Source organism: Pedobacter sp. NEAU-ZC8 (genome assembly GCF_059278965.1).
The window spans coordinates 153,204-172,774 of sequence record NZ_JCAJXC010000002.1; the positions used below are offsets into that span (position 1 = coordinate 153,204).

Annotated in this window: 20 protein-coding genes; 13 read left to right on the forward strand and 7 right to left on the reverse strand. The window is 44.5% G+C overall.

All coding sequences use genetic code 11. The annotated features are described in order from the left end of the window. Nucleotides 1-61 precede the first annotated feature (61 nt). Both AC5WJX_RS02405 and mfd read right to left on the reverse strand, forming a co-directional pair. Complete coding sequence (locus tag AC5WJX_RS02405; RefSeq protein ID WP_494483203.1) at nucleotides 62-289, reverse strand: DUF3820 family protein; 228 nt, start codon at nucleotides 287-289, stop codon at nucleotides 62-64. Nucleotides 290-336: 47 nt separating this feature from the next. Further along, a complete protein-coding gene (gene mfd, locus AC5WJX_RS02410) occupies nucleotides 337-3,678 on the reverse strand; it encodes a transcription-repair coupling factor (RefSeq protein ID WP_440428987.1) in 3,342 nt (1,113 codons plus the stop codon). A 73-nt stretch (nucleotides 3,679-3,751) separates the two neighbouring features. Between mfd and AC5WJX_RS02415 the strand changes: the two genes are divergently transcribed. Genes AC5WJX_RS02415 through AC5WJX_RS02430 form a run of 4 tightly spaced genes read left to right on the forward strand, consistent with a single transcriptional unit; the run spans nucleotide 3,752 to nucleotide 6,270 of the window. Beyond that, nucleotides 3,752-4,075 (forward strand): DUF2752 domain-containing protein, encoded by a 324-nt coding sequence (locus tag AC5WJX_RS02415; RefSeq protein WP_440428711.1) that lies wholly within the window; start codon nucleotides 3,752-3,754, stop codon nucleotides 4,073-4,075. Beyond that, a complete protein-coding gene (locus AC5WJX_RS02420; RefSeq protein ID WP_494483204.1) occupies nucleotides 4,068-4,427 on the forward strand; it encodes a TM2 domain-containing protein in 360 nt (119 codons plus the stop codon). The genes AC5WJX_RS02415 and AC5WJX_RS02420 overlap by 8 nt, the downstream gene beginning before the upstream one ends. A gap of 2 nt (nucleotides 4,428-4,429) precedes the next feature. Beyond that, nucleotides 4,430-5,527, forward strand: a complete 1,098-nt coding sequence (locus AC5WJX_RS02425) for a Nif3-like dinuclear metal center hexameric protein (RefSeq protein ID WP_494483205.1) — start codon at nucleotides 4,430-4,432, stop codon at nucleotides 5,525-5,527. Next, a complete protein-coding gene (locus AC5WJX_RS02430; RefSeq protein WP_440428706.1) occupies nucleotides 5,527-6,270 on the forward strand; it encodes a zinc ribbon domain-containing protein in 744 nt (247 codons plus the stop codon). Before AC5WJX_RS02425 ends, AC5WJX_RS02430 begins: the two co-directional genes overlap by 1 nt. A 105-nt stretch (nucleotides 6,271-6,375) precedes the next feature. Here the strand turns inward: AC5WJX_RS02430 and AC5WJX_RS02435 are convergent, their stop codons facing one another. The 4 genes from AC5WJX_RS02435 to rsfS all read right to left on the reverse strand — a co-directional run bounded on the left by AC5WJX_RS02435 (nucleotide 6,376) and on the right by rsfS (nucleotide 10,706). Next, entirely contained in the window at nucleotides 6,376-7,458 is a 1,083-nt protein-coding gene (locus tag AC5WJX_RS02435; protein WP_494483206.1) for a 3-oxoacyl-ACP synthase III family protein, read from the reverse strand. Nucleotides 7,459-7,534: 76 nt separating this feature from the next. Further along, the gene (locus tag AC5WJX_RS02440; protein ID WP_494483207.1) at nucleotides 7,535-8,179 is read right to left on the reverse strand and encodes a LutC/YkgG family protein; all 645 of its coding nucleotides are present in this window, start codon (nucleotides 8,177-8,179) and stop codon (nucleotides 7,535-7,537) included. 32 nt (nucleotides 8,180-8,211) lie between these two features. Further along, on the reverse strand, nucleotides 8,212-10,308 hold the full coding sequence (ftsH, locus tag AC5WJX_RS02445) for an ATP-dependent zinc metalloprotease FtsH (protein WP_494483208.1): 2,097 nt from the start codon (nucleotides 10,306-10,308) through the stop codon (nucleotides 8,212-8,214). A gap of 23 nt (nucleotides 10,309-10,331) precedes the next feature. Continuing rightward, the gene (gene rsfS / locus AC5WJX_RS02450; RefSeq protein ID WP_440428702.1) at nucleotides 10,332-10,706 is read right to left on the reverse strand and encodes a ribosome silencing factor; all 375 of its coding nucleotides are present in this window, start codon (nucleotides 10,704-10,706) and stop codon (nucleotides 10,332-10,334) included. A 42-nt stretch (nucleotides 10,707-10,748) separates the two neighbouring features. Between rsfS and AC5WJX_RS02455 the strand changes: the two genes are divergently transcribed. From AC5WJX_RS02455 to pfkA, 4 genes are all read left to right on the forward strand, one after another. After that, on the forward strand, nucleotides 10,749-11,528 hold the full coding sequence (locus AC5WJX_RS02455; protein WP_494483209.1) for a biotin--[acetyl-CoA-carboxylase] ligase: 780 nt from the start codon (nucleotides 10,749-10,751) through the stop codon (nucleotides 11,526-11,528). Continuing rightward, nucleotides 11,525-11,974, forward strand: a complete 450-nt coding sequence (locus AC5WJX_RS02460; RefSeq protein WP_440428700.1) for a protein-disulfide reductase DsbD domain-containing protein — start codon at nucleotides 11,525-11,527, stop codon at nucleotides 11,972-11,974. The genes AC5WJX_RS02455 and AC5WJX_RS02460 overlap by 4 nt, the downstream gene beginning before the upstream one ends. Before the next feature lie 144 nt (nucleotides 11,975-12,118). After that, nucleotides 12,119-13,846 (forward strand): protein-disulfide reductase DsbD family protein, encoded by a 1,728-nt coding sequence (locus tag AC5WJX_RS02465; RefSeq protein WP_494483210.1) that lies wholly within the window; start codon nucleotides 12,119-12,121, stop codon nucleotides 13,844-13,846. Continuing rightward, nucleotides 13,839-14,822, forward strand: a complete 984-nt coding sequence (pfkA, locus tag AC5WJX_RS02470; RefSeq protein ID WP_494483211.1) for a 6-phosphofructokinase — start codon at nucleotides 13,839-13,841, stop codon at nucleotides 14,820-14,822. Before AC5WJX_RS02465 ends, pfkA begins: the two co-directional genes overlap by 8 nt. A 295-nt stretch (nucleotides 14,823-15,117) precedes the next feature. Here pfkA and AC5WJX_RS02475 read toward each other — a convergent pair whose 3' ends face one another. Next, on the reverse strand, nucleotides 15,118-15,636 hold the full coding sequence (locus tag AC5WJX_RS02475) for a 5' nucleotidase, NT5C type (RefSeq protein WP_494483212.1): 519 nt from the start codon (nucleotides 15,634-15,636) through the stop codon (nucleotides 15,118-15,120). Nucleotides 15,637-15,812: 176 nt separating this feature from the next. Between AC5WJX_RS02475 and AC5WJX_RS02480 the strand changes: the two genes are divergently transcribed. From AC5WJX_RS02480 to AC5WJX_RS02500, 5 genes are all read left to right on the forward strand, one after another. Then, nucleotides 15,813-16,361 carry a 30S ribosomal protein S16 gene (locus AC5WJX_RS02480; protein ID WP_494483213.1) on the forward strand — a complete coding sequence of 183 codons (549 nt, stop codon included), beginning with the start codon at nucleotides 15,813-15,815 and terminating at the stop codon, nucleotides 16,359-16,361. Between the two features lie 68 nt (nucleotides 16,362-16,429). Next, nucleotides 16,430-16,957: a ribosome maturation factor RimM gene (gene rimM / locus AC5WJX_RS02485; RefSeq protein ID WP_440428693.1), complete on the forward strand. Its 528-nt coding sequence runs from the start codon at nucleotides 16,430-16,432 to the stop codon at nucleotides 16,955-16,957. Between the two features lies 1 nt (nucleotide 16,958). Further along, nucleotides 16,959-17,639, forward strand: coding sequence for a tRNA (guanosine(37)-N1)-methyltransferase TrmD (gene trmD, locus AC5WJX_RS02490; RefSeq protein ID WP_440428692.1), 681 nt, complete (start codon nucleotides 16,959-16,961; stop codon nucleotides 17,637-17,639). 170 nt (nucleotides 17,640-17,809) lie between these two features. Continuing rightward, nucleotides 17,810-18,157: a 50S ribosomal protein L19 gene (gene rplS, locus AC5WJX_RS02495; protein ID WP_440428691.1), complete on the forward strand. Its 348-nt coding sequence runs from the start codon at nucleotides 17,810-17,812 to the stop codon at nucleotides 18,155-18,157. Nucleotides 18,158-18,244: 87 nt separating this feature from the next. After that, nucleotides 18,245-19,471 (forward strand): Glu/Leu/Phe/Val dehydrogenase dimerization domain-containing protein, encoded by a 1,227-nt coding sequence (locus AC5WJX_RS02500; RefSeq protein WP_494483214.1) that lies wholly within the window; start codon nucleotides 18,245-18,247, stop codon nucleotides 19,469-19,471. Nucleotides 19,472-19,571 lie beyond the last annotated feature (100 nt).

Consider the following 19,571-nt stretch of genomic DNA (forward strand, 5'->3'; position numbering starts at 1 on the left):
GGAATTAAGCCCATCATAAAGCAGCCCCGTAATGTTGTTTAAACAGCGTTACGGAGTTTTACTAGCTTCTGGTTCCGTACTGTGCCTTTATCGGCTGTAACAGGTAATCCAGGCCATTTAACTTGATCTCGTACAAGGTGGCCAGGAGCTCACCAAGTTTGCCAGGAGGATAGCCTTCCCCATGGAACCAAACCAGGTAAGATTCAGGCAGGTCGCACATGGTACGCCCTTTATACTTGCCAAACGGCATTTTCATGGTAACCAGGTCTTTTAACAGTTGAGGATTCATATGATGCATATGGTGGCAGCTAAACTGCTGCACAGGTTCTTTTATTGTTAATGTGCTACGAGCTCCAGCATTTCCACTGCTTCATCGATGGTATTCAGGTTTTCGAAAGCAATTCGAAGACTGTTTTTTACTTCTTTCAGGTTGCACAATCTTGGGTGCTGCTGCGCAAAATTGATGATCCGCTCAAAAGTAGCCGAATCGAAGTATGCCGACTGTTTATCCGCAATGAAATACCCCCGGAGAATGCCTTTTTTAAAGCTTAGTTTCTCAAATCCAAGCCGTTTTCCTACCCACTGTAGCCGTAACACCTTCATCATGGTTGTAACAGGCCTAGGAATTGGTCCGAAGCGATCTCGTAATGACTTTTCAAAGGCTTTCAGTTCCGTTTCGTTCTCTATCTTGGATAGCTCGGTGTATAGGTTATAGCGCTCGGTAATGTTGGTTACGTAATCATCGGGGATGTATAACTCCACGTCCGTATCCACCTGCGTGAAGGTAACGAATGGCCTGGCTGGCTCATCTTTGAAAAGCTCCTTAAACTCATCGCTTTTAATCTCCTGAATGGCTTCATCCAGGATCTTGTGGTACATATCGAAGCCTATTTCCGCGATAAAGCCACTTTGCTCCGCTCCAAGCAGGTTTCCAGAACCACGAATGTCCAAATCCCGCATGGCAATATTAAAGCCGCTGCCGAGGTCTGAGAACTCTTCAATGGCACTTAAGCGCTTTCTGGCCTCGTTCGTTAAAGTAGATAATGGCGGGCTCAGCAGGTAGCAGAAGGCCTTTTTATTGGAGCGACCTACCCTGCCGCGCATCTGGTGCAGGTCACTTAACCCGAACATATGAGCGTGGTTGATGATGATCGTATTGGCATTCGGAATGTCCAGTCCGGCTTCAATGATCGTGGTGGCTACAAGAACATCCTTATCCCCATTAATGAAGTCTAACATCACGTCTTCCAGTGCATCTCCGTCCAGCTGACCGTGGGCAATTCCAATCCGTGCTTTCGGTACTAAGGTCTGGATCAGTCCCCCGAGTTGTGTAAGGTCATTCACCCGGTTATGGATGAAGAACACCTGTCCACCGCGGTCCAGCTCAAACTGCACGGCTTCCTGGATCAGTTTATCATTGAAAACATGAAGTTCTGTATTTACCGCCTGCCGGTTTGGTGGTGGCGTATTGATGATCGACAAATCCCTTGCACCCATCAAAGAGAAGTGAAGGGTTCTGGGGATTGGCGTAGCTGTTAGAGTCAGTGTATCCACGTTTACGCGTAGTGCACGAAGCTTTTCTTTAGAGCTTACTCCAAATTTCTGCTCCTCATCAATGATCATCAGGCCAAGATCTTTAAACTTAACATCTTTACTCAATAGCCTGTGCGTACCAATAACGATGTCCACCTTACCCTCTGCCAAACGCGCCAGGGTGTCTTTAATCTGTTTATTGGTCTTGAAACGATTGATATAGTCAATGGTACAAGGAAACTCCTTTAAACGGCCTGCAAAGGTCTTGTAGTGCTGCAATGCGAGGATGGTTGTTGGCACCAATACGGCTGCCTGTTTACCATTGGCCACTGCTTTGAATGCCGCACGCACCGCTATCTCCGTTTTTCCGAACCCGACGTCACCACAAACCAGACGGTCCATCGGATATGGTGCTTCCATATCCTTTTTCACGTCTAACGTAGCCTTTTCCTGGTCCGGGGTGTCTTCATAGATGAAAGAAGCCTCGAGTTCGGTCTCCATATAACCATCGGGGGCCATCGCCGTACCCACCTGTGCCTTCCGCATGGCGTAAAGCTTGATCAGGTCCCTGGCAATGTCTTTAACTTTTTTTTTTGTTGTTTTCTTAAGCTTATCCCAGGCCTCTGTACCCAGCTTGTTCATTTTTGGTGGCGTACCATCCTTGCCGCTGTATTTCGCAATACGGTTCAGCGAGTTGATGTTTACGTACAGCAGGTCATTATCCGCATAAACCAGACGGATCATTTCCTGCGTTTTCCCGTTCACTTCCACCTTCTCCAGTCCGGCGTATTTACCGATACCATGGTCAATGTGGGTTACGTAATCGCCCGGTTTAAGGTCACGGAGTTCTTTCAGGGTTATTGCCTGACTGCGTTGATAGCCTCTTTTAAGCTTGTATTTATAAAACCTGTCGAAGATCTGATGATCGGTATAACAGGCAAATTTGCGTACCGGATCAATATAACCTTCCCTAAGAGAAATATTTACGGGAGTAAATTTGGCGGTTTTATCGATATCATCCAGAATGGCGTATAAACGTTCTGTTTGTTTGGCCGAAGAGGAGAAAATAAAGTTGAATATACCCGCTTTCTCATTCTCCTTGATGTTATGGATCAGCAGGTTGAAATCCTTATTGAACGATGGCTGCGGCTTGGTGTCGAAATTGAAGATGTGATCCGTTCTGTAGAAGAACTGCTTTCCAAATTCCACCAAGGGGAATTCCTGCAGGATGTCCGCAATCATTTTCTCATCGGAGAAGCTGTATTTCGGGTCTATCCAGTTCTGATTTTCCTGCTTCTCCTGTGCAGGCAAAGCCTTCCACAGCTCAACCGCCTTCTTGTGCCCCGCTTTGATGATATCCAGCGTAAATTCTACGTCTTTGATCCAGACCTGCGTGTCTTTATCGATATAATCCAGCAGGTTAATGTTGCTTTCTGTCAGGTATTTCGATTGCACATTGGGGATGATGGTCAGTGTTTTTACATCATCTACCGAAAGCTGGCTTTCAATTTCAAAGGTCCGGATGCTCTCTACCACATCGCCGAAGAACTCGATCCGGTAAGGCAGATCGTGGGAGAAGGAAAAGATGTCTACGATACCACCGCGAATCGAAAACTGTCCGGGTTCATAGACGAAATCCGTTCTTTCAAATTCGTATTCAAACAGAAACTCATTAATGAATTCAATGCTCAGCTTCGTATTTACAGTAATTTCCAGCGTGTTTTTCTCCAGTACCGAGCGGTCGATCACCTTCTCAGACAATGCCTCCGGATAAGTAACAACGATCTTTCCAAACTCCGAATCATGGTTCAGCTCATTCAGCACCTCTGCCCTGCCCAGCACGTTGGCCGTATCGATCTGTGTAAAATCGAAACCCTTGCGGTAAGAAGAAGGAAACAGCAGCACGGCTTTATCGAGAATGCTTTCCAGGTCACCTAAAAAATAGGCCGCTTCTTCGCGGTCTGGCAAGATAAAAAGCTGCGGTTTATGGAGTAGAAAGTAAGTGGCAACAGCGGCCATAGCATCAGCAGAACCTACCAGCCCTTTAAGCTGGATCTTGCTGCCTTTGCCCATATTAAGGGCCTTTGCCAATGCTACAATGCGCTCATCTGTTTTATATTGATTGATAATTTCGCGAATGTTCACAGACAAATGTAAGATTTAAGATTGTGTATAATGTAACATAAAGGGCATTTCTGGCTCTAAAAATAAAACGAAAATGAAAGCGCCGTTATACCTGTCGTTCGAACTGCTCTTCTGGATTGCTGCCTTGCTCCTGCTGGCAACAACCAGTCAGCCGGACGCGACAGCACATCAGGATTTCAGCCTTTGCCCTCTGGCAAATCTGGGTATTACCTGGTGTCCCGGTTGCGGCATCGGCCGTTCTTTAAGCCAGCTGCTGCATGGGCATATTCAGGAAAGTTTTAGAATGCACTGGTTTGGAATACCCGCATTGCTGATCCTGTTGTCCCGCATTTTCATATTGTTCAAACAGCTGTTCACTAAAAGAAGTTTAATAGGAAGGGAGAAATATTATGTTTAATTCACCATTTATGTCCCTGCCGGGTATTACCCCGCAGGAGTTTTCTTACCTGCAAACCGCTACTACCGGTTTCAGTGAGAACCAGTTACGTGGCTTCCTGATGATCTACGGGGGCAAAAGAAGGAACCCCGATGATATGCTGCTTTACTGCATCCTGGGCTTCTTTGTGCCAGGTTTATCCAGATTCCTGATCAACCAGATCGGTATGGGCGTGCTTTATTTCTTTACTTTGGGACTTTGTTTCATCGGAACCATCATAGATTTGATCAATTATAAAAGTCTTGCCTTCGAATACAATCAGCGCATGGTTTTTGAGAGCCTTCAGATGGTACGAATGGGCAACCCAATTTGAGAATGAAGTTAAATGAGTTAATACAACACCTGGAAAGCATAGCACCACTAGCCTACCAGGAAGACTACGACAATTCAGGACTGCTGGTCGGCGCAGCTTCCAAAGAGGTAAATTCCGCACTAGTAGCCCTGGATTGTACGGAGGCGATTGTCGACGAGGCGATCCTGCACAACTGTGATCTGATCATCACCCATCATCCCATCATCTTCAAGGGATTAAAAAAGCTAAACGGCAAAAACTACATCGAGCGTGTGATCCTCAAAGCGATCAAACACGATATTGCCCTGTATGCCATCCACACCAATCTGGACAGTGTACAACATGGGGTAAACAAAGTGATCTGCGATAAGCTGGGCATCAAAGATCCGGTGATACTGAGCCCGAAAAAGGGACAATTGAAAAAGCTGGTCACCTACTGTCCCGTTGATGAAGCGGATACGGTACGTGAGGCTTTGTTCGCTGCCGGCGCTGGCAACATTGGCAATTACAGCGAATGCAGCTTTAATACCCGGGGTACCGGAACTTTCAACGGTAACGAAGACACCAATCCTTTTGTGGGTACCCCTGGCATCCGCCATCAGGAGCAGGAAATGCGTATAGAAACCATTTTCCGGGCGCAAGATGAACGGAAAGTATTACTGGCATTACTGGAAAGCCATCCGTATGAAGAAGTTGCCTACGATGTTTACCTGCTCGATAATAAGAATCAGGAGGTTGGTGCAGGCATGGTTGGCTTTTTAAATGAAGCCCTGGAAGGCACTGAATTCCTGCAGCTGGTTAAAACACAAATGAAGGCCAGCGTAGTGCGGCATACCGAAATATTGCCGAAGTCCATCCGCAAAGTTGCCGTGTGTGGTGGTTCAGGAAGCTTCCTGCTGAAGGACGCTATAGCTGCTGGTGCAGACGCTTTTGTAACCGCAGATTTTAAGTATCACGAGTTTTTTGATGCAGAGCAAAAACTGATGATTGCAGATATTGGACACTTTGAAAGTGAACAGTTTACGTCGAATTTGTTGTTGAATATTATTAGAGAAAAATTTCCTAACTTTGCGATCCGTTTAACAGCGCAAAATACAAACCCCATAAATTACTTCTTTTAATGGAACAAACTGTAGAGCAAAAGCTAAAAGCTTTATACGAATTACAAACCCTTCATACTAAAATCGATAAAATCCGTCAGATCCGTGGTGAGTTACCAATGGAAGTTGCGGATTTGGAAGATGAGGTTGCAGGTTTAGAAACCCGTATTCAAAAATTAAAAGGTGAACTGGATGATACTGAAGATTCCATCGTAAGCCGTAAAAATATGATTAAAGAGGCGCAAAGCCTGATCAAGAAATACGAGACCCAACTTAAAGAAGTTAAAAATAATCGTGAGTATGATGCTTTAACCAAGGAAGTTGAGATCCAAAACCTGGAGATCCAGGTTTGCGAGAAAAAGATCAGAGAGTTTGGCTTTGACATCGCTTCAAAAACCGAAATCTATGAGAAAGCATTAGCTGATCTGGAATCAAGAAAGAAAGATTTAGAAATTAAAAGGGGCGAACTGGAAACCATCACTGCTGAAACGGAAAAAGATGAACAAACTTTAAACGTAAGAGCACAAACTGCAGAAACTTCCATCGAAGAGCGCTTGTTAACGGCTTACAAACGTTTGAGAAAGAATGCAAATAACGGCCTTGCTGTAGTTACCATCGACCGTGATTCATGTTCAGGATGTTTCAATCAGATCCCTCCTCAAAGACAATTAGATATCCGTCAGCGCAAAAAGATCATCGTTTGCGAACACTGTGGTAGAATTCTGGTAGATGAGGCTTTAACATTAGAACAAGCAGCATCTTAGTCATAAAAGCTTAGATAAAGAAAAAGCGATTAGAATCCTCTAATCGCTTTTTTTATGTCTGATGTAATCTTAGTTGTAAAGTAAGAGATCGTTCAACCAATAGGCTTAAAATTGATAAACAAAGGCATTGATGTGCATACCTGCACCCACCGATGCAAACACTGCATATTCACCCTTTCTTACCGCATAACCTTCTACCTTCCCCTTCTTAACCAGATCCAGTAAAGTCGGTATCGTTGCAACCGAGCTATTGCCCAACCAGGAGATGGTCATCGGTACAAGTTTTTCCGGGATGCAATCTACCTCATATAGCTTAAACAGGCGCTTCATGATCGCATGATCCATCTTGCCGTTAGCCTGGTGAATAAATACCGTTTTGATGTCTTCAATGGATAGTCCAGCCTTGTCTATTGCCTTTTTTACCACCTGCGGCACGTTGATCACTGCAAATTCATACAGTTTTCTACCATTCATTTTCAAGTAGGTATTTTCGGCATTATGGCCTGGATTATTGCTCTTGCCCATCGTCAGCAAGGATGCGTGTTGAAGCGTATAGGACTGCGTTTTATGTGCGATGATGCCGGTCGGTGTTGCTGAAGCAATAGCTTCCATAATTACCGCACCTGCACCGTCAGAGAAGATCATACTGTCACGATCATGCGGATCAATCACCCTGGAAAGGGTTTCCGAGCCAATAACCATAACTTTCTTCGCATCACCACTTTTGATCATGTAATCCGCCTGAATACAACCCTGTACCCAGCCCGGACAACCGAAGATCAGATCATAAGCCACACAATCTGGATTGGCAATCTGCAAACGCTGTTTCACTTTGGCTGCCAAGGAAGGAATCATATCCATCCGGTTGGACCCAAGTTTAACGTCTCCGAAATTATGACAAAAGATGATGCAGTCCAGGCTCTCCTGATCAATACCACTATCTGCAATCGCATTTTGCGCAGCAACTGTAGCGATATCACTGCTCACCTGATCGGCATCCGCATAGCGGCGCTCCGTAATCTCCGTGATTTCAGAAAATTTACTTATGATCTCCTTGATGTCTTTCTCAATCTTTAAACCATTTTCATAAAATGCCGATTCCAGGAACGAGTTGCCGTGTACGACGTTATTGGGAATGTAACTCCCGGTACCTGTAATGGTTGAGTATAAAGGGCTGTTTTTGTCCATTTTGAACCGTATACTGTTTTGGTATAAAGTATAAATCTAACGTTATTTAGCTAAATATACAAATCCCGGAAAAATACTAAGCGAAATCGTCAATAAGAAATACGAAAAGTTCTTTTGGCCCGTGGGCACCAAGAACAAGCGTCTTTTCGATGTCTGCCGTGCGGCTTGGGCCGGTTATCGTACTAACCAAAGAAGGTATATTACTGCCGTATTTAGTTTTTATAAGCTGAAATCCATCTTTCAGGTCCATGACCAGCTGCCCGGTACGGGCAATTACGATATGATGATTGGGGTAAATGCTTAACCGGCGACCGGCAGCATTCTTATTAGATACCATTACAGAGCCATTACGGGCAATTAAGGCTTCACACAAGGTTATACCTACCTCGGCCATCTCAAAGTCTTTGTCGGTCTCGTAAAATGGAAATTCATAGTGATTCAGGAGCTCCTGGAGTTCAGGCTCCCAGCAATAGATCTTGCGCCACTTAAATCTGGCTGCAAGGTCGAGCATGTTCTCGATAAAATCGATCCCATTTTCGCAGAAAATGAAATTACCGCCAACGGCGGTAAGTTCTTCTGCAAACAATATTTCAGGGATTTCTTCCGTCGCATTATACAAGGGAGAATCCTCAACATTAAGATAAGGAATGTCCCTTTTTTCCAAAAGGGCCTTCCTTATCTTCTTTAACATTAACTCTTTTGAAGAGATGCTTTCCTGCATATAACCGTCTTTATTCTTTCGGAATTCGTCTGTTAGGACTCCGATTTTGCAGGATTAATAATCGCAGTTGGATCTGTGGTTTCTCCAACGCCTTCATGAATCAGACCTTCTGCTGCAGGTGTTTGATCACCAGTACCGTTCACAAACTCGTCGTAAGTGGTACGGTTGTCAAAAGGACGTTTACCAAGGATCTCTTCCAAATCGGTCTGGAACAAGATCTCTTTTTCAAGGAGCTTTTGCGCCAGCTTTTCAAGGCCTTCACGTTTATCGGTCAATAGCTTTTTAGTCGTTTCGTAAGCATTTGCAATAATTGCACGTACTTCCTCATCGATCATTTCAGCAGTTTTGTCCGAGTAAGGTTTACTGAAGTTGTATTCATTCTGTGGATCATGGAAAGAAACGTTACCAATATTGGTGTTCATACCATAGATCGTCACCATTGCATAAGACAGTTTGGTGATTCTTTCCAGGTCGTTCTGAGCACCTGTAGAGATCTTACCGAATACAATATCTTCCGCTACACGGCCACCAAGGGTCATACACATGCCATCAAGTAGTTGCTCGGTGGTATACAGGAACTGCTCCTTAGGCAAGTACTGCGCATAGCCCAGGGCTGCAACACCACGTGGAACGATAGACACCTTCACCAATGGATCTGCATGCTCCAGGAACCAGCCCGCAATCGCGTGACCAGCCTCATGGTAAGCCACGATCCTTTTTTCTTCAGGAGAAATAATCTTGTTTTTCTTTTCTAAACCACCAATCACACGATCAATCGCATCCTGGAAGTCCTGCATGTCAACGTTTTCTTTGTTGCGTCTTGCTGCAATAAGCGCTGCCTCGTTACATACGTTGGCAATTTCAGCACCGGCAAAGCCTGGTGTCTGTGCAGAAAGCTTTTTAGCATCGACCACTTCAGCCGTTTTAATTGGCTTCAAGTGAACTTTAAAAATTTGTTCACGACCTACCAAATCTGGCTTATCGATCGAGATCTGCCTGTCAAAACGTCCGGGACGAAGCAATGCCGAATCCAAAACATCAGGTCTGTTGGTTGCTGCAAGGATAATGATACCCGAGTCGGTACCAAAACCATCCATCTCAACAAGCAACTGATTCAAGGTGTTTTCACGCTCATCGTTGCCTCCCATCATGCTGTTTTTACCACGGGCACGACCAATGGCATCCACCTCATCGATAAAGATGATACATGGCGCTTTATCTTTAGCCTGTTTAAACAAGTCACGCACCCTGGATGCACCTACACCCACGAACATCTCCACGAAATCAGAACCTGAAAGCGAGAAGAAAGGTACTTGTGCTTCACCGGCAACGGCCTTGGCAAGCAAGGTTTTACCGGTACCAGGAGAACCCACTAAGAGTGCTCCTTTAGGGATTTTACCCCCCAGGTTGGTGTATTTTTTAGGATTTTTAAGGAAATCCACGATCTCCATAACCTCTTGTTTTGCTTCCTCAAGGCCTGCAACATCATTAAACGTCACATTTACCTGGCTTTCCTTATCAAAAAGTGTGGCTTTAGACTTTCCAATGTTGAAGATCTGGCCACCGCCACCGCCTGCACCACCGCCCATTCGGCGCATGATGAAAATCCAGAAGCCGATGAAGAGCAATACTGGTACAATGATCGTAAAGAACCAGGAATTTAAAGTGCTCTGTCTGGTTTCTTTGATGGCTGCGATACGCTGATCCTCAGGAAGGTCCTTTTGGGATTCCTTCAGCTGATTATCAAGCCCATCCATAGAACCTGAATTGAAGTAAACGGTTGGCCCGTCTGCAGCTCCAAAGTTATTTTTGTTCTTGTAAGCTGCGTATTTAGGGTCCTTTAGCCGGTCTTTTTTAATGAAAACATCTGCACGAACCAGGTCCTCATACTTGTAGGCAACGATTTTTTCTACGTCACCAGGAAGCAGCATCTCTGTTTCGAAGGTACGGTAAGCAATAGGCTTGCTTGAATCCGAGCTGATCAGGAACTGAACCAGGATCAACCCGATGATGATTGCCGCATAAACCCAGAAGATATTGAATTTAGACCCCTTCTGTGGCTTCTTAGGTATATTCGGGATCCGCTTGATCAACTTGGGTTTGCTATTATTATTATCTTTTTCTTTCATTTTAGTCTGCTGGATTTAACAAATTAGGCGCTTTGATATGATGTCGTCTGCGCATCGCCCCATAGGTCCTCTATTCCGTAGAAGTTGCGTTTTTCTGTTTTAAAGATGTGCACTACGATATCGAAATAGTCTAGGATGATCCATTCGGCGGCTTCTAAACCCTCTTTCCGCCATGGATGTGTTTGGGTACTTTTAAATATTTCCTCTTCAACGCTATCTGCGATAGCTTTAACCTGGGTTGCTGAATCAGCATTGCAAACCACAAAATAGTCTGATACCGAGCTGTTTAGTGCTCTTAAATCTAAACGAACGATATCATTTCCTTTCTTTTCCTGGATGCCATGCACGGCTATTTCTGAGAGGTATGTAGAGAGATTTCCGATTTTCTTTTTAATCATTAAATGTTTTATGTTTGATAAACAACAATATATAATCAACCATTGCAAAATAACACTTTTTCGACATTATTTGTTGGTCAAAATCTTATCAAATTAACAACGGTCGACTCGACGAATAATTATTTAAAGATCCTGGTGTCAAAATCCGAGCCATTAGCCGAAGGGACTGTAATTATGGCAGATGACCAATTTGCAGGTCGCGGGCAGCAAAATTCTACCTGGATCGCTGCACCAGGGAAAAATTTAACTTTCAGTTTATTACTACATCCGCTTTTCCTGCCCATTAACGATCAGTTTAAACTGAACATGGTGATCTGTAATGCTTTAAAAACAGCCTTGGGCAACTTTACGGGTAAAAACATCGTCTTTAAATGGCCCAATGACCTATACTACAACGATCAGAAACTCGGTGGGATCCTCATCGAGAACCTGCTTGCTGGAAATAAGTATAAGTCTGCAATCGTTGGTATTGGCATTAACGTAAACCAGCTGGAATTCAGTCCGCTGTTAGCAGGTAAAGCCACCTCTATAGCCCAAATTTTACAAGAAGATGTTAATTTAGTTCAACTATTAGCGGAAATTTGCAGTCAGATTGAAAGTGGGTACCTCAGATTGAAGTCTGGTGCTTATGCCGACCTTCAGGCGCAGTATTTGACAGGGCTCTACAAATATGATGAAATTGCCTGGTACAAACAAGGCGATGTTGTTTTTGAAGCCAAAATTACCGGCGTTACCTCCAGTGGCCAGTTGGTCATGGAAAAAGAAGGTAAGCAGCTACAGTTCAACTTAAAAGAGATCGAATTTATAACCAACAGAACATGAAAAAACTAACCTTAATCCTAAGCCTCTTGTTTTTCACAGCAATGGGCGCCTTTGCTCAGATTGAAGATCCGGTTACCTGGTCGTATGCCGCTAAAAAAGTAAGCGCAACAGAAGCCGTGGTTTACCTTAAAGCCTCCATGGAAAAAGGCTGGCACATCTATTCTCAGAATGTTAAACCAGGTGGCCCGATCAAAACCACCATCAAGTTTGAACCTTCAGCAAGTTACACCAAAGTGGGCAAAACACTGGAACCAAAGCCGATCACCAAGTTTGAAGACACCTTCAACATGGATGTAAGTTATTTTGAAAACGACGTGATCTTTCAGCAACGTGTGAAGCTTGCTAAAGGCGCAACCGTAGTTAAAGGTACCGTAGAATTCATGGTTTGTAATGACCGTAAATGTTTGCCGCCTAATGAAGTCGCTTTCAGCGTTCAGGTAAAATAACCCTCTACACAGGTATTTTAAGAGCGCACGATTTTCGAGGCGCTCTTTTTTTATGCTCCACACGCGCTCCAAGCCATAACCCACCTGCTTCAAAAAGCAGAATAAAAAAATATTCATTAATTTCACGCCCTTTAAACCGCGCCAATGAGAAAATTTGTGATAATTCTTGGAATCATGCTAAGCTTTTTCGCCTTGCAAGGCCAGAATACTTATGCAAGCAACACCTTGCAGGATTCTACAGAATTAATTGATGATCTTCAATTTACGGAAATCGGATCCGCTGAAGACAGCCTTAACAATGCTGCTATTCAGGATTCAAGTTTGCAAGATTCCCTTCCAAAAAGCCCGGCTCCAACGGCTATCGGCGCAGGTTCAGATGCTGCTTCAGGTTTAAACAGCTCAGCGGATTCAAGTAAAACCTTATGGCAAACCTTCATTGAAGGACTTGTAGGTGGTTTTATTGCCTTTCTAATGCCTTGTATCTTTCCGATGGTGCCACTTACGGTGAGTTATTTCACCAAACGTGCCGGCAGCAGACAACGTGGAATCTTCCAGGCGCTGATCTATGGTGCTTCCATTATCGTGATTTATGTGGCTTTTGGTTTATTGATCACGCTTTTATTCGGTTCTGCAAAGCTTAACGAATTAAGCAGCAGCGGATGGTTCAACATTGCATTTTTCCTGTTGCTGGTGGTATTTGCCATATCCTTCTTTGGAACCTTCGAGATTACACTTCCAAGTTCCTTCGTCAATAAAATTGATGCAAAAGCAGATTCCGGCAAAGGACTAGGCGGCATTTTCTTCATGGCAGCCTCCCTGGCGTTGGTATCTTTCTCCTGTACCGGGCCAATTATCGGAACGCTCCTGGTGCAGGCAAGTGCTAAAGGGGAAATCCTTGCACCGGCCATCGGGATGTCGGGCTTTGCACTGGCTTTAGCGCTACCTTTTACCTTATCTGCGGTATTCCCGGGATTCCTGAACAGCATGCCTAAATCCGGCGGTTGGTTAAACTCGGTTAAAGTCTGCCTGGGTTTCCTGGAGCTGGCTTTAGCGCTCAAGTTCTTGTCGGCCGCCGACCTGGTATGGCACTGGGAATGGTTCGACAGGGAGATTTTCCTTTCCCTTTGGATCGTGATCTTCGTATTGATGGGGATTTACCTGCTTGGCAAAATCAAGTTCTCGCATGATAGTGATGTGGCCTATGTAAGCGTACCACGATTGTTCTTTGCGATCTTCTCTTTCTCCTTTGCCATGTACCTGGTACCTGGTTTATGGGGTGCGCCGGTGAATATCCTGAGTGGTATTGCTCCGCCAATGAACACGCAGGACTTCATTCTTGGTGGAGGCGTAACAGCTGCACCGGCTTCGGACACTGGATTTCCAGCTTCGGTAAAGTACGATGATATATTGCATCCGCCACGTAATTTCAATGCCTTTTTCGATCTGGATGAAGGTATGGCTTACGCGAAGAAAGTAAATAAACCTGTATTGATCGATTTTACCGGCCATGCCTGCGTAAACTGTCGTAAGATGGAAGACAAGGTCTGGGTAGATCCGGAAGTTGGTCGCATCATCAGGGAAGAATATGTATTAATTCAGTTATATGTAGATGAACGTTCCGTGAAAATGCCGGCAGAAAAGGTTCACTACTCGAAATTACTGAGAAAGGAAACTAAAGATCTCGGTAGCTGGAACGGCGATTTCCAGGCCACCAGATATCAATCAAATTCACAACCCTTTTACGTCCTGGCAGGACAGGACCTTGAGCCGATGGTTACGCCTCAGGGTGCGATTTTTGATGCTGCGGAATATGCGGCATTCCTGCAGCGCGGGGTTGACATATATAAAGCACGCAATAACACAAATGAGTAAGATTAAAAAAATAGGTGTATTAACATCGGGTGGGGATGCGCCAGGGATGAACGCTGCTATCAGGGCAGTCGTCCGGGCAGCAATATATTATAATTTAGAAGTTACTGGTATTTTAAGAGGTTACGAAGGCTTAATTCATGGCGATTTTATCGAGATGAATGCGAAGTCGGTAGCCAACATCATCCAGCGGGGTGGTACCATCCTGAAAACGGCAAGGAGTAAAGAGTTCCGTACCGTTGAAGGCCGAAAAATTGCCCACGAAAGACTTGTAAAAGCTGGCATAGATGCTTTGGTGGTTATCGGTGGTGATGGAACATTTACGGGTGCTAATCTCTTCGCGTCTGAGTTCAACTTCCCGATCATCGGTTTACCAGGTACTATTGATAACGATCTTCGGGGTACGGATTTCACCATCGGTTATGATTCTGCAATCAATACCGTAATTGATGCTGTAGATAAAATCCGGGATACCGCGGAGTCACATGACCGTTTGTTCATCGTTGAGGTGATGGGTCGTGACTCCGGGCTAATCGCTTTAAGAAGCGGTATTGGCGTGGGTGCGGAGTCTATTCTAATTCCAGAGGCAAATTCTGGTGTGGAAGGTCTGGTAACCAGGTTAGAAGGTGGCCGCCGCGACAAGTCTTCAAAGATTATCATCGTTGCCGAAGGCGATGAAATTGGCGGTGCGTTTAACGTTGGCGAAGCGCTTAAAGAGAAATTCCCGACTTACGATATCCGCGTCTCTGTTCTGGGCCATATTCAACGAGGCGGAAAGCCAAGTTGTATGGACCGCGTACTTGCCAGCCGCCTAGGCGTGGCTGCGGTAGAGGGGCTGTTAAATGGGCGTACAAGAGAAATGGCAGGACAGGTGAACCGTGAAGTGGTCTTTACACCTTTCGATAGCGCAATCAAACACATCGACGCAGAGGAAATAACACCAACCTGGCTGAAACTGGTGGATATTTTATCCATGTAAGCCTAAAACATATCATTATTGAGCGCCTGTAGCATGTTGAATGCTGCAGGCGCTTTTTTATTGCAAAGTTTTTAAGCCCATTGAAGCTAAATTCGGCGGGCAGGCAGTATTGCTTCTTGGCCGCCTTCTCTTCGCCTCTTCACCGCCTATTGTTCGCCTATTGTTCGGCTCCAGCCGAAGGAAACGCGACTAAGAGCCGCTTGAAAGGCGATTTATATTCCAATCAGGATCAAATTTAGCACCAGGCACGCATTGGGATGATGTTATTGCAGTTTATCCCGGTTTGATTGTTTGATCAAAGAATGGCTTTCAAAACCTGTTCCCAGGTATCCACACGTTCGTAACCGGTGATCAGCATGTTATGTGGGGAAGAAAACAGGAGCGGACGCCCTTTAAAATCTTTGAAGTTTTTAATGCGGTCATCAATCAGGATATCGGCTTCAATGATCTTGTCGCCGCAAAACATGATTTGCTTCCAGGAAATGAAGGGGAAATGTTCTGCCAGCCAGTCATATTTGTCTTCCAAGGAGTTACGGAATTCCATAGCTGCTGATACTATGTACACCTCATGTTGTTCCTGCAGTTTCTGAATGCCTTCTATCGCACCGGGAATCACCGGCAGATCTCTAAAAAAGCCCTTTTCATTGATGTAATCGAACCATTTCATGTTCACCGCTTCGGGTACATGATGGTAAATTTCATTTCCGGGATCCAGCACCAGGTCTAAAGGGACACCGCAATCACGGTTGTAGAGTTTTATAAATTTAGTTATCGGGTCTGCAATGACCTCATCCATATCTATTGCTATTCTCATATACTGAATTTAGCTGCCTAATATCATGAATAATCGTGGGTATCAAAACGTTCGCCAATGTAATTGTGTAGATTACCTGATTTGCATCTTGTTAATCATGAGTAATTTACTTACTTTTGCATCCCCGCAAGCATGTAGCTCCGGGAACTATGTTGAATACATAAACCAATAACGAAATGGCAACTAAAATCAGATTGCAAAGATTCGGTAAAAAAGGTAAGCCTTTTTTCCACGTGGTAGTAGCGGATTCTCGCGCACCAAGAGATGGTAAATTCATTGAGCGTTTAGGTTCTTACAACCCAAACACCAATCCTGCAACCATCGAAATTGATTTCGAAAAAACTTTAGACTGGGTAAACAAAGGTGCTGAACCTACTGATACTTGTCGCGCTATCCTTTCTTACAAAGGTGTTTTATACAAAAAGCACTTAGAAGGTGGTGTTAAAAAAGGTGCTTTAACTGCAGAACAAGCTGATGCTAAATTTGCGGAATGGTTAGAAGCAAAAGGTGGTAAGATTGCTGGCAAAAAAGAAAGCCTTACTTCTTCGAAAGAAGAAGCAAGAAAACTTGCTTTAGCTGCTGAGAGCAAGAAAAACCAGGACCGTGCTGCTGCTTTAGCAATTAAAAATGCACCGGTTGAAGAAGTAGCTGAACCAGCTGCTGATGAAACTGCTGAAACTGCTGCTGAAGGTACTTCAGAAGAAACAGCGGAAAACAACGCTTAAGATTGTTATCCTGCAAAATAGCGAAGCTTCTGTAAAAGAACGCTTCGCTATTTTCATTTACAGACATTATGAAATTAGAAGAAGCATTTTACATCGGGTATATTACCAAAACCAAAGGACTTAAAGGGGAAGTGCAGCTGTACTTCGAATACGATAGTCCGGAATTACTGGACCTGGATGTGGTTTTTGCCGAAATTAACGGCAAAATGGTTCCATATTTCGTATCCTCCTGCAAGCTTCAGAACAACCAGACCGGGAACATCTACTTCGATGACATCGATCATATCGACAAGGCGCAGATCTTGGTTAAAAAGAAGATCTACCTGCCTTTAGAAAAGATGCCGGACCGTTCGGATGATGATTTTCATTACAATGACCTGATCGGCTTTATGGTAAGTGATGAAACACTTGGGGAGCTGGGAGAGATCCTGGATGTGAATGAGTATCCGCAGCATTTTGTGGCCACCATGAATTACAAGGAAAAAGAAGTGCTTTTCCCTTTGAATGAGGACATGATCCTGGAGATTGATCTGGATGAGGAAACCATCCTGGTAGATTTGCCTGATGGCTTGTTAGACCTTTATTTAAACTCCTAAGATGCGTTTCGACATTCTGACCGTACTTCCGGGTTTATTGGAGAGTCCATTTGCACATTCGATCTTACAGCGTGCACAGAAGAAGGGCAAGGCGGAGATCGTGGTGCACAACCTACGGGATTATGCTACAAACAAGCAGAAAAGCGTAGATGATTATCCTTATGGTGGTGGCAGTGGCATGGTGATGTCTATAGAGCCATTTGCGAAATGTATAGAGGCGCTAAAAGCAGAACGTAGCTATGATGAGATCATCTTTATGACACCGGATGGCCCAACGTTGAATCAGAGCATGGCTAATGAGCTTTCGAGCCTGGGCAATGTGATGATCCTTTGTGGGCACTACAAGGGCATAGATCAGCGTATTCGCGACATTTATGTAACCCGTGAGATCTCTATTGGAGATTATGTATTGTCTGGAGGGGAACTTCCTGCAGCGGTGCTTGTGGATAGCGTGGTGCGCTTGATTCCCGGTGTGCTCAATGATGAAACTTCGGCTTTATCGGATAGCTTTCAGGGCGAATTACTGGATGCGCCTGTGTATACCCGGCCGGCAGATTGGAACGGACATAAGGTGCCAGACATTCTGTTAAGCGGACATGAAGCAAAGATCAACGAGTGGCGCCATGAACAGGCATTATTGCGGACACAGCAGCGCAGACCCGATTTACTTGGCGATGAGTAAATACCATATGGCCAGATCTTTCCACCAAAAAAACGGCTTCAACAGCGTCAAATGTGGAATTATCAACTAATGTGGAAAAAAATAAAAATCGCTTTTATTAATTAAAAATTATTCTTAATATTGCAGTCCGATTTTAATACAACAAAAGATCGGCTTAATAGCTTAAAATCATGGATTTAGTAAAATTTGTTGAAGAGCAGGTAATCGCAAAAAATGAAGTTCCTGCATTCAAATCAGGAGATACAGTGAGTGTACACTATAAAATTCGCGAAGGTAATAAAGAACGTGTTCAAATTTACCAAGGTGTTGTATTGCAACGTAACAGCGTTGGTGCAAGCGAAACCTTTACTGTTCGTAAGATGTCTAACGGCGTTGGTGTGGAACGTATTTTCCCAATCAACTCTCCAAACATTCAAAAAATTGAAGTTAACAGCTACGGTAAAGTTCGTAGATCTAAACTTTACTATCTACGTGCATTAACTGGTAAAGCTGCGCGTATTAAATCCAGAAGAGTTTAATTTCACGCAACCAAGATATTTAAACCTTCCCGATCACCTCGGGAGGGTTTTTTTGTTTTCCATATTCGCCAAAGAACAAACACACAAATGAAGGAGCTATTAAAGATTTACGAAGAAAAACAACCGGAAATTGTATTCGAATGGAAGGACAAGGAGTCTGAAGCCGAAGGCTGGGTGGTGATCAATTCACTGCGCGGTGGTGCTGCCGGTGGCGGTACCCGCATGCGCAAAGGCCTCGATAAACGGGAAGTAGAATCCCTGGCGAAAACCATGGAAGTTAAATTTACCGTGTCCGGTCCGCCGATCGGTGGTGCAAAATCGGGCATCAACTTCGATCCTGCAGATCCCAGGAAGAAAGAAGTGCTTCAACGTTGGTATAAAGCAGTAATGCCGCTTTTGAAAAGCTATTATGGTACTGGCGGCGACCTGAATATTGATGAGATCCACGAGGTGATTCCAATCACGGAGAATTATGGTTTATGGCACCCGCAAGAGGGTGTGATCAACGGTCATTACCGTGCAAGGGAGAATGAAAGGATCCATCAGATCGGCCAGTTGCGTTATGGCGTTTCCAAAGTGCTGGAAGATCTTGAATATACGCCAAATATCAAGCGTAAATACGTGGTTGCAGACATGATCACCGGTTACGGGGTATCTGAGTCGATCCGCCATTATTATAACATCTGGGGCGGCGATTTGAGTCAGAAACGTGCGGTTATACAAGGTTGGGGTAATGTGGCTGCTGCTGCAGGTTATTACCTGGCTAAAAACGGTGTTAAAGTAATTGGTATCATCGACCGGGTGGGTGGTTTGATCAGACCGGAGGGGTTTTCATTGGAGGAGATCACTGATCTGTTTAACAACCGTGCAGGAAACACGCTTGTTGCGGATGCTTTAATTCCATTTGATCTGGCTAGTGAACAGATCTGGAAATTGAATGCGGAGATCTTCGTGCCTGCTGCTGCTTCCAGGCTGGTAAAACAGGCGGAAGTGGACCAGCTGATCGCTGGAGGTTTAGAAGTGATTGCCTGCGGTGCTAACGTGCCTTTTGCGGATAAAGAGATCTTCTTCGGACCAATTATGGAGCATGCAGATGCGCACGTTTCCGTGATCCCGGATTTCATTGCAAACTGCGGTATGGCCCGCGTTTTTGCTTACCTGATGGAGAAAAACGTGGAGATGAGTGATGAGGCCATCTTTACTGATGCTTCTCAGACCATTGAGAAGGCACTGAAAGCCGTTTATGTAGCTTCCGAAGCTCGTACAGGTATTTCGAAAACAGCCTTCGAGATCGCTTTAAAACAGCTGATATAAACATCGTTTCGCTGTTGCTTTGTAAGTAGCAGCGAAATAACATAACAAAAAAGCCTGCAACGTTGAATTGCAGGCTTTTTTGTTATGTTGTGTTCTGATC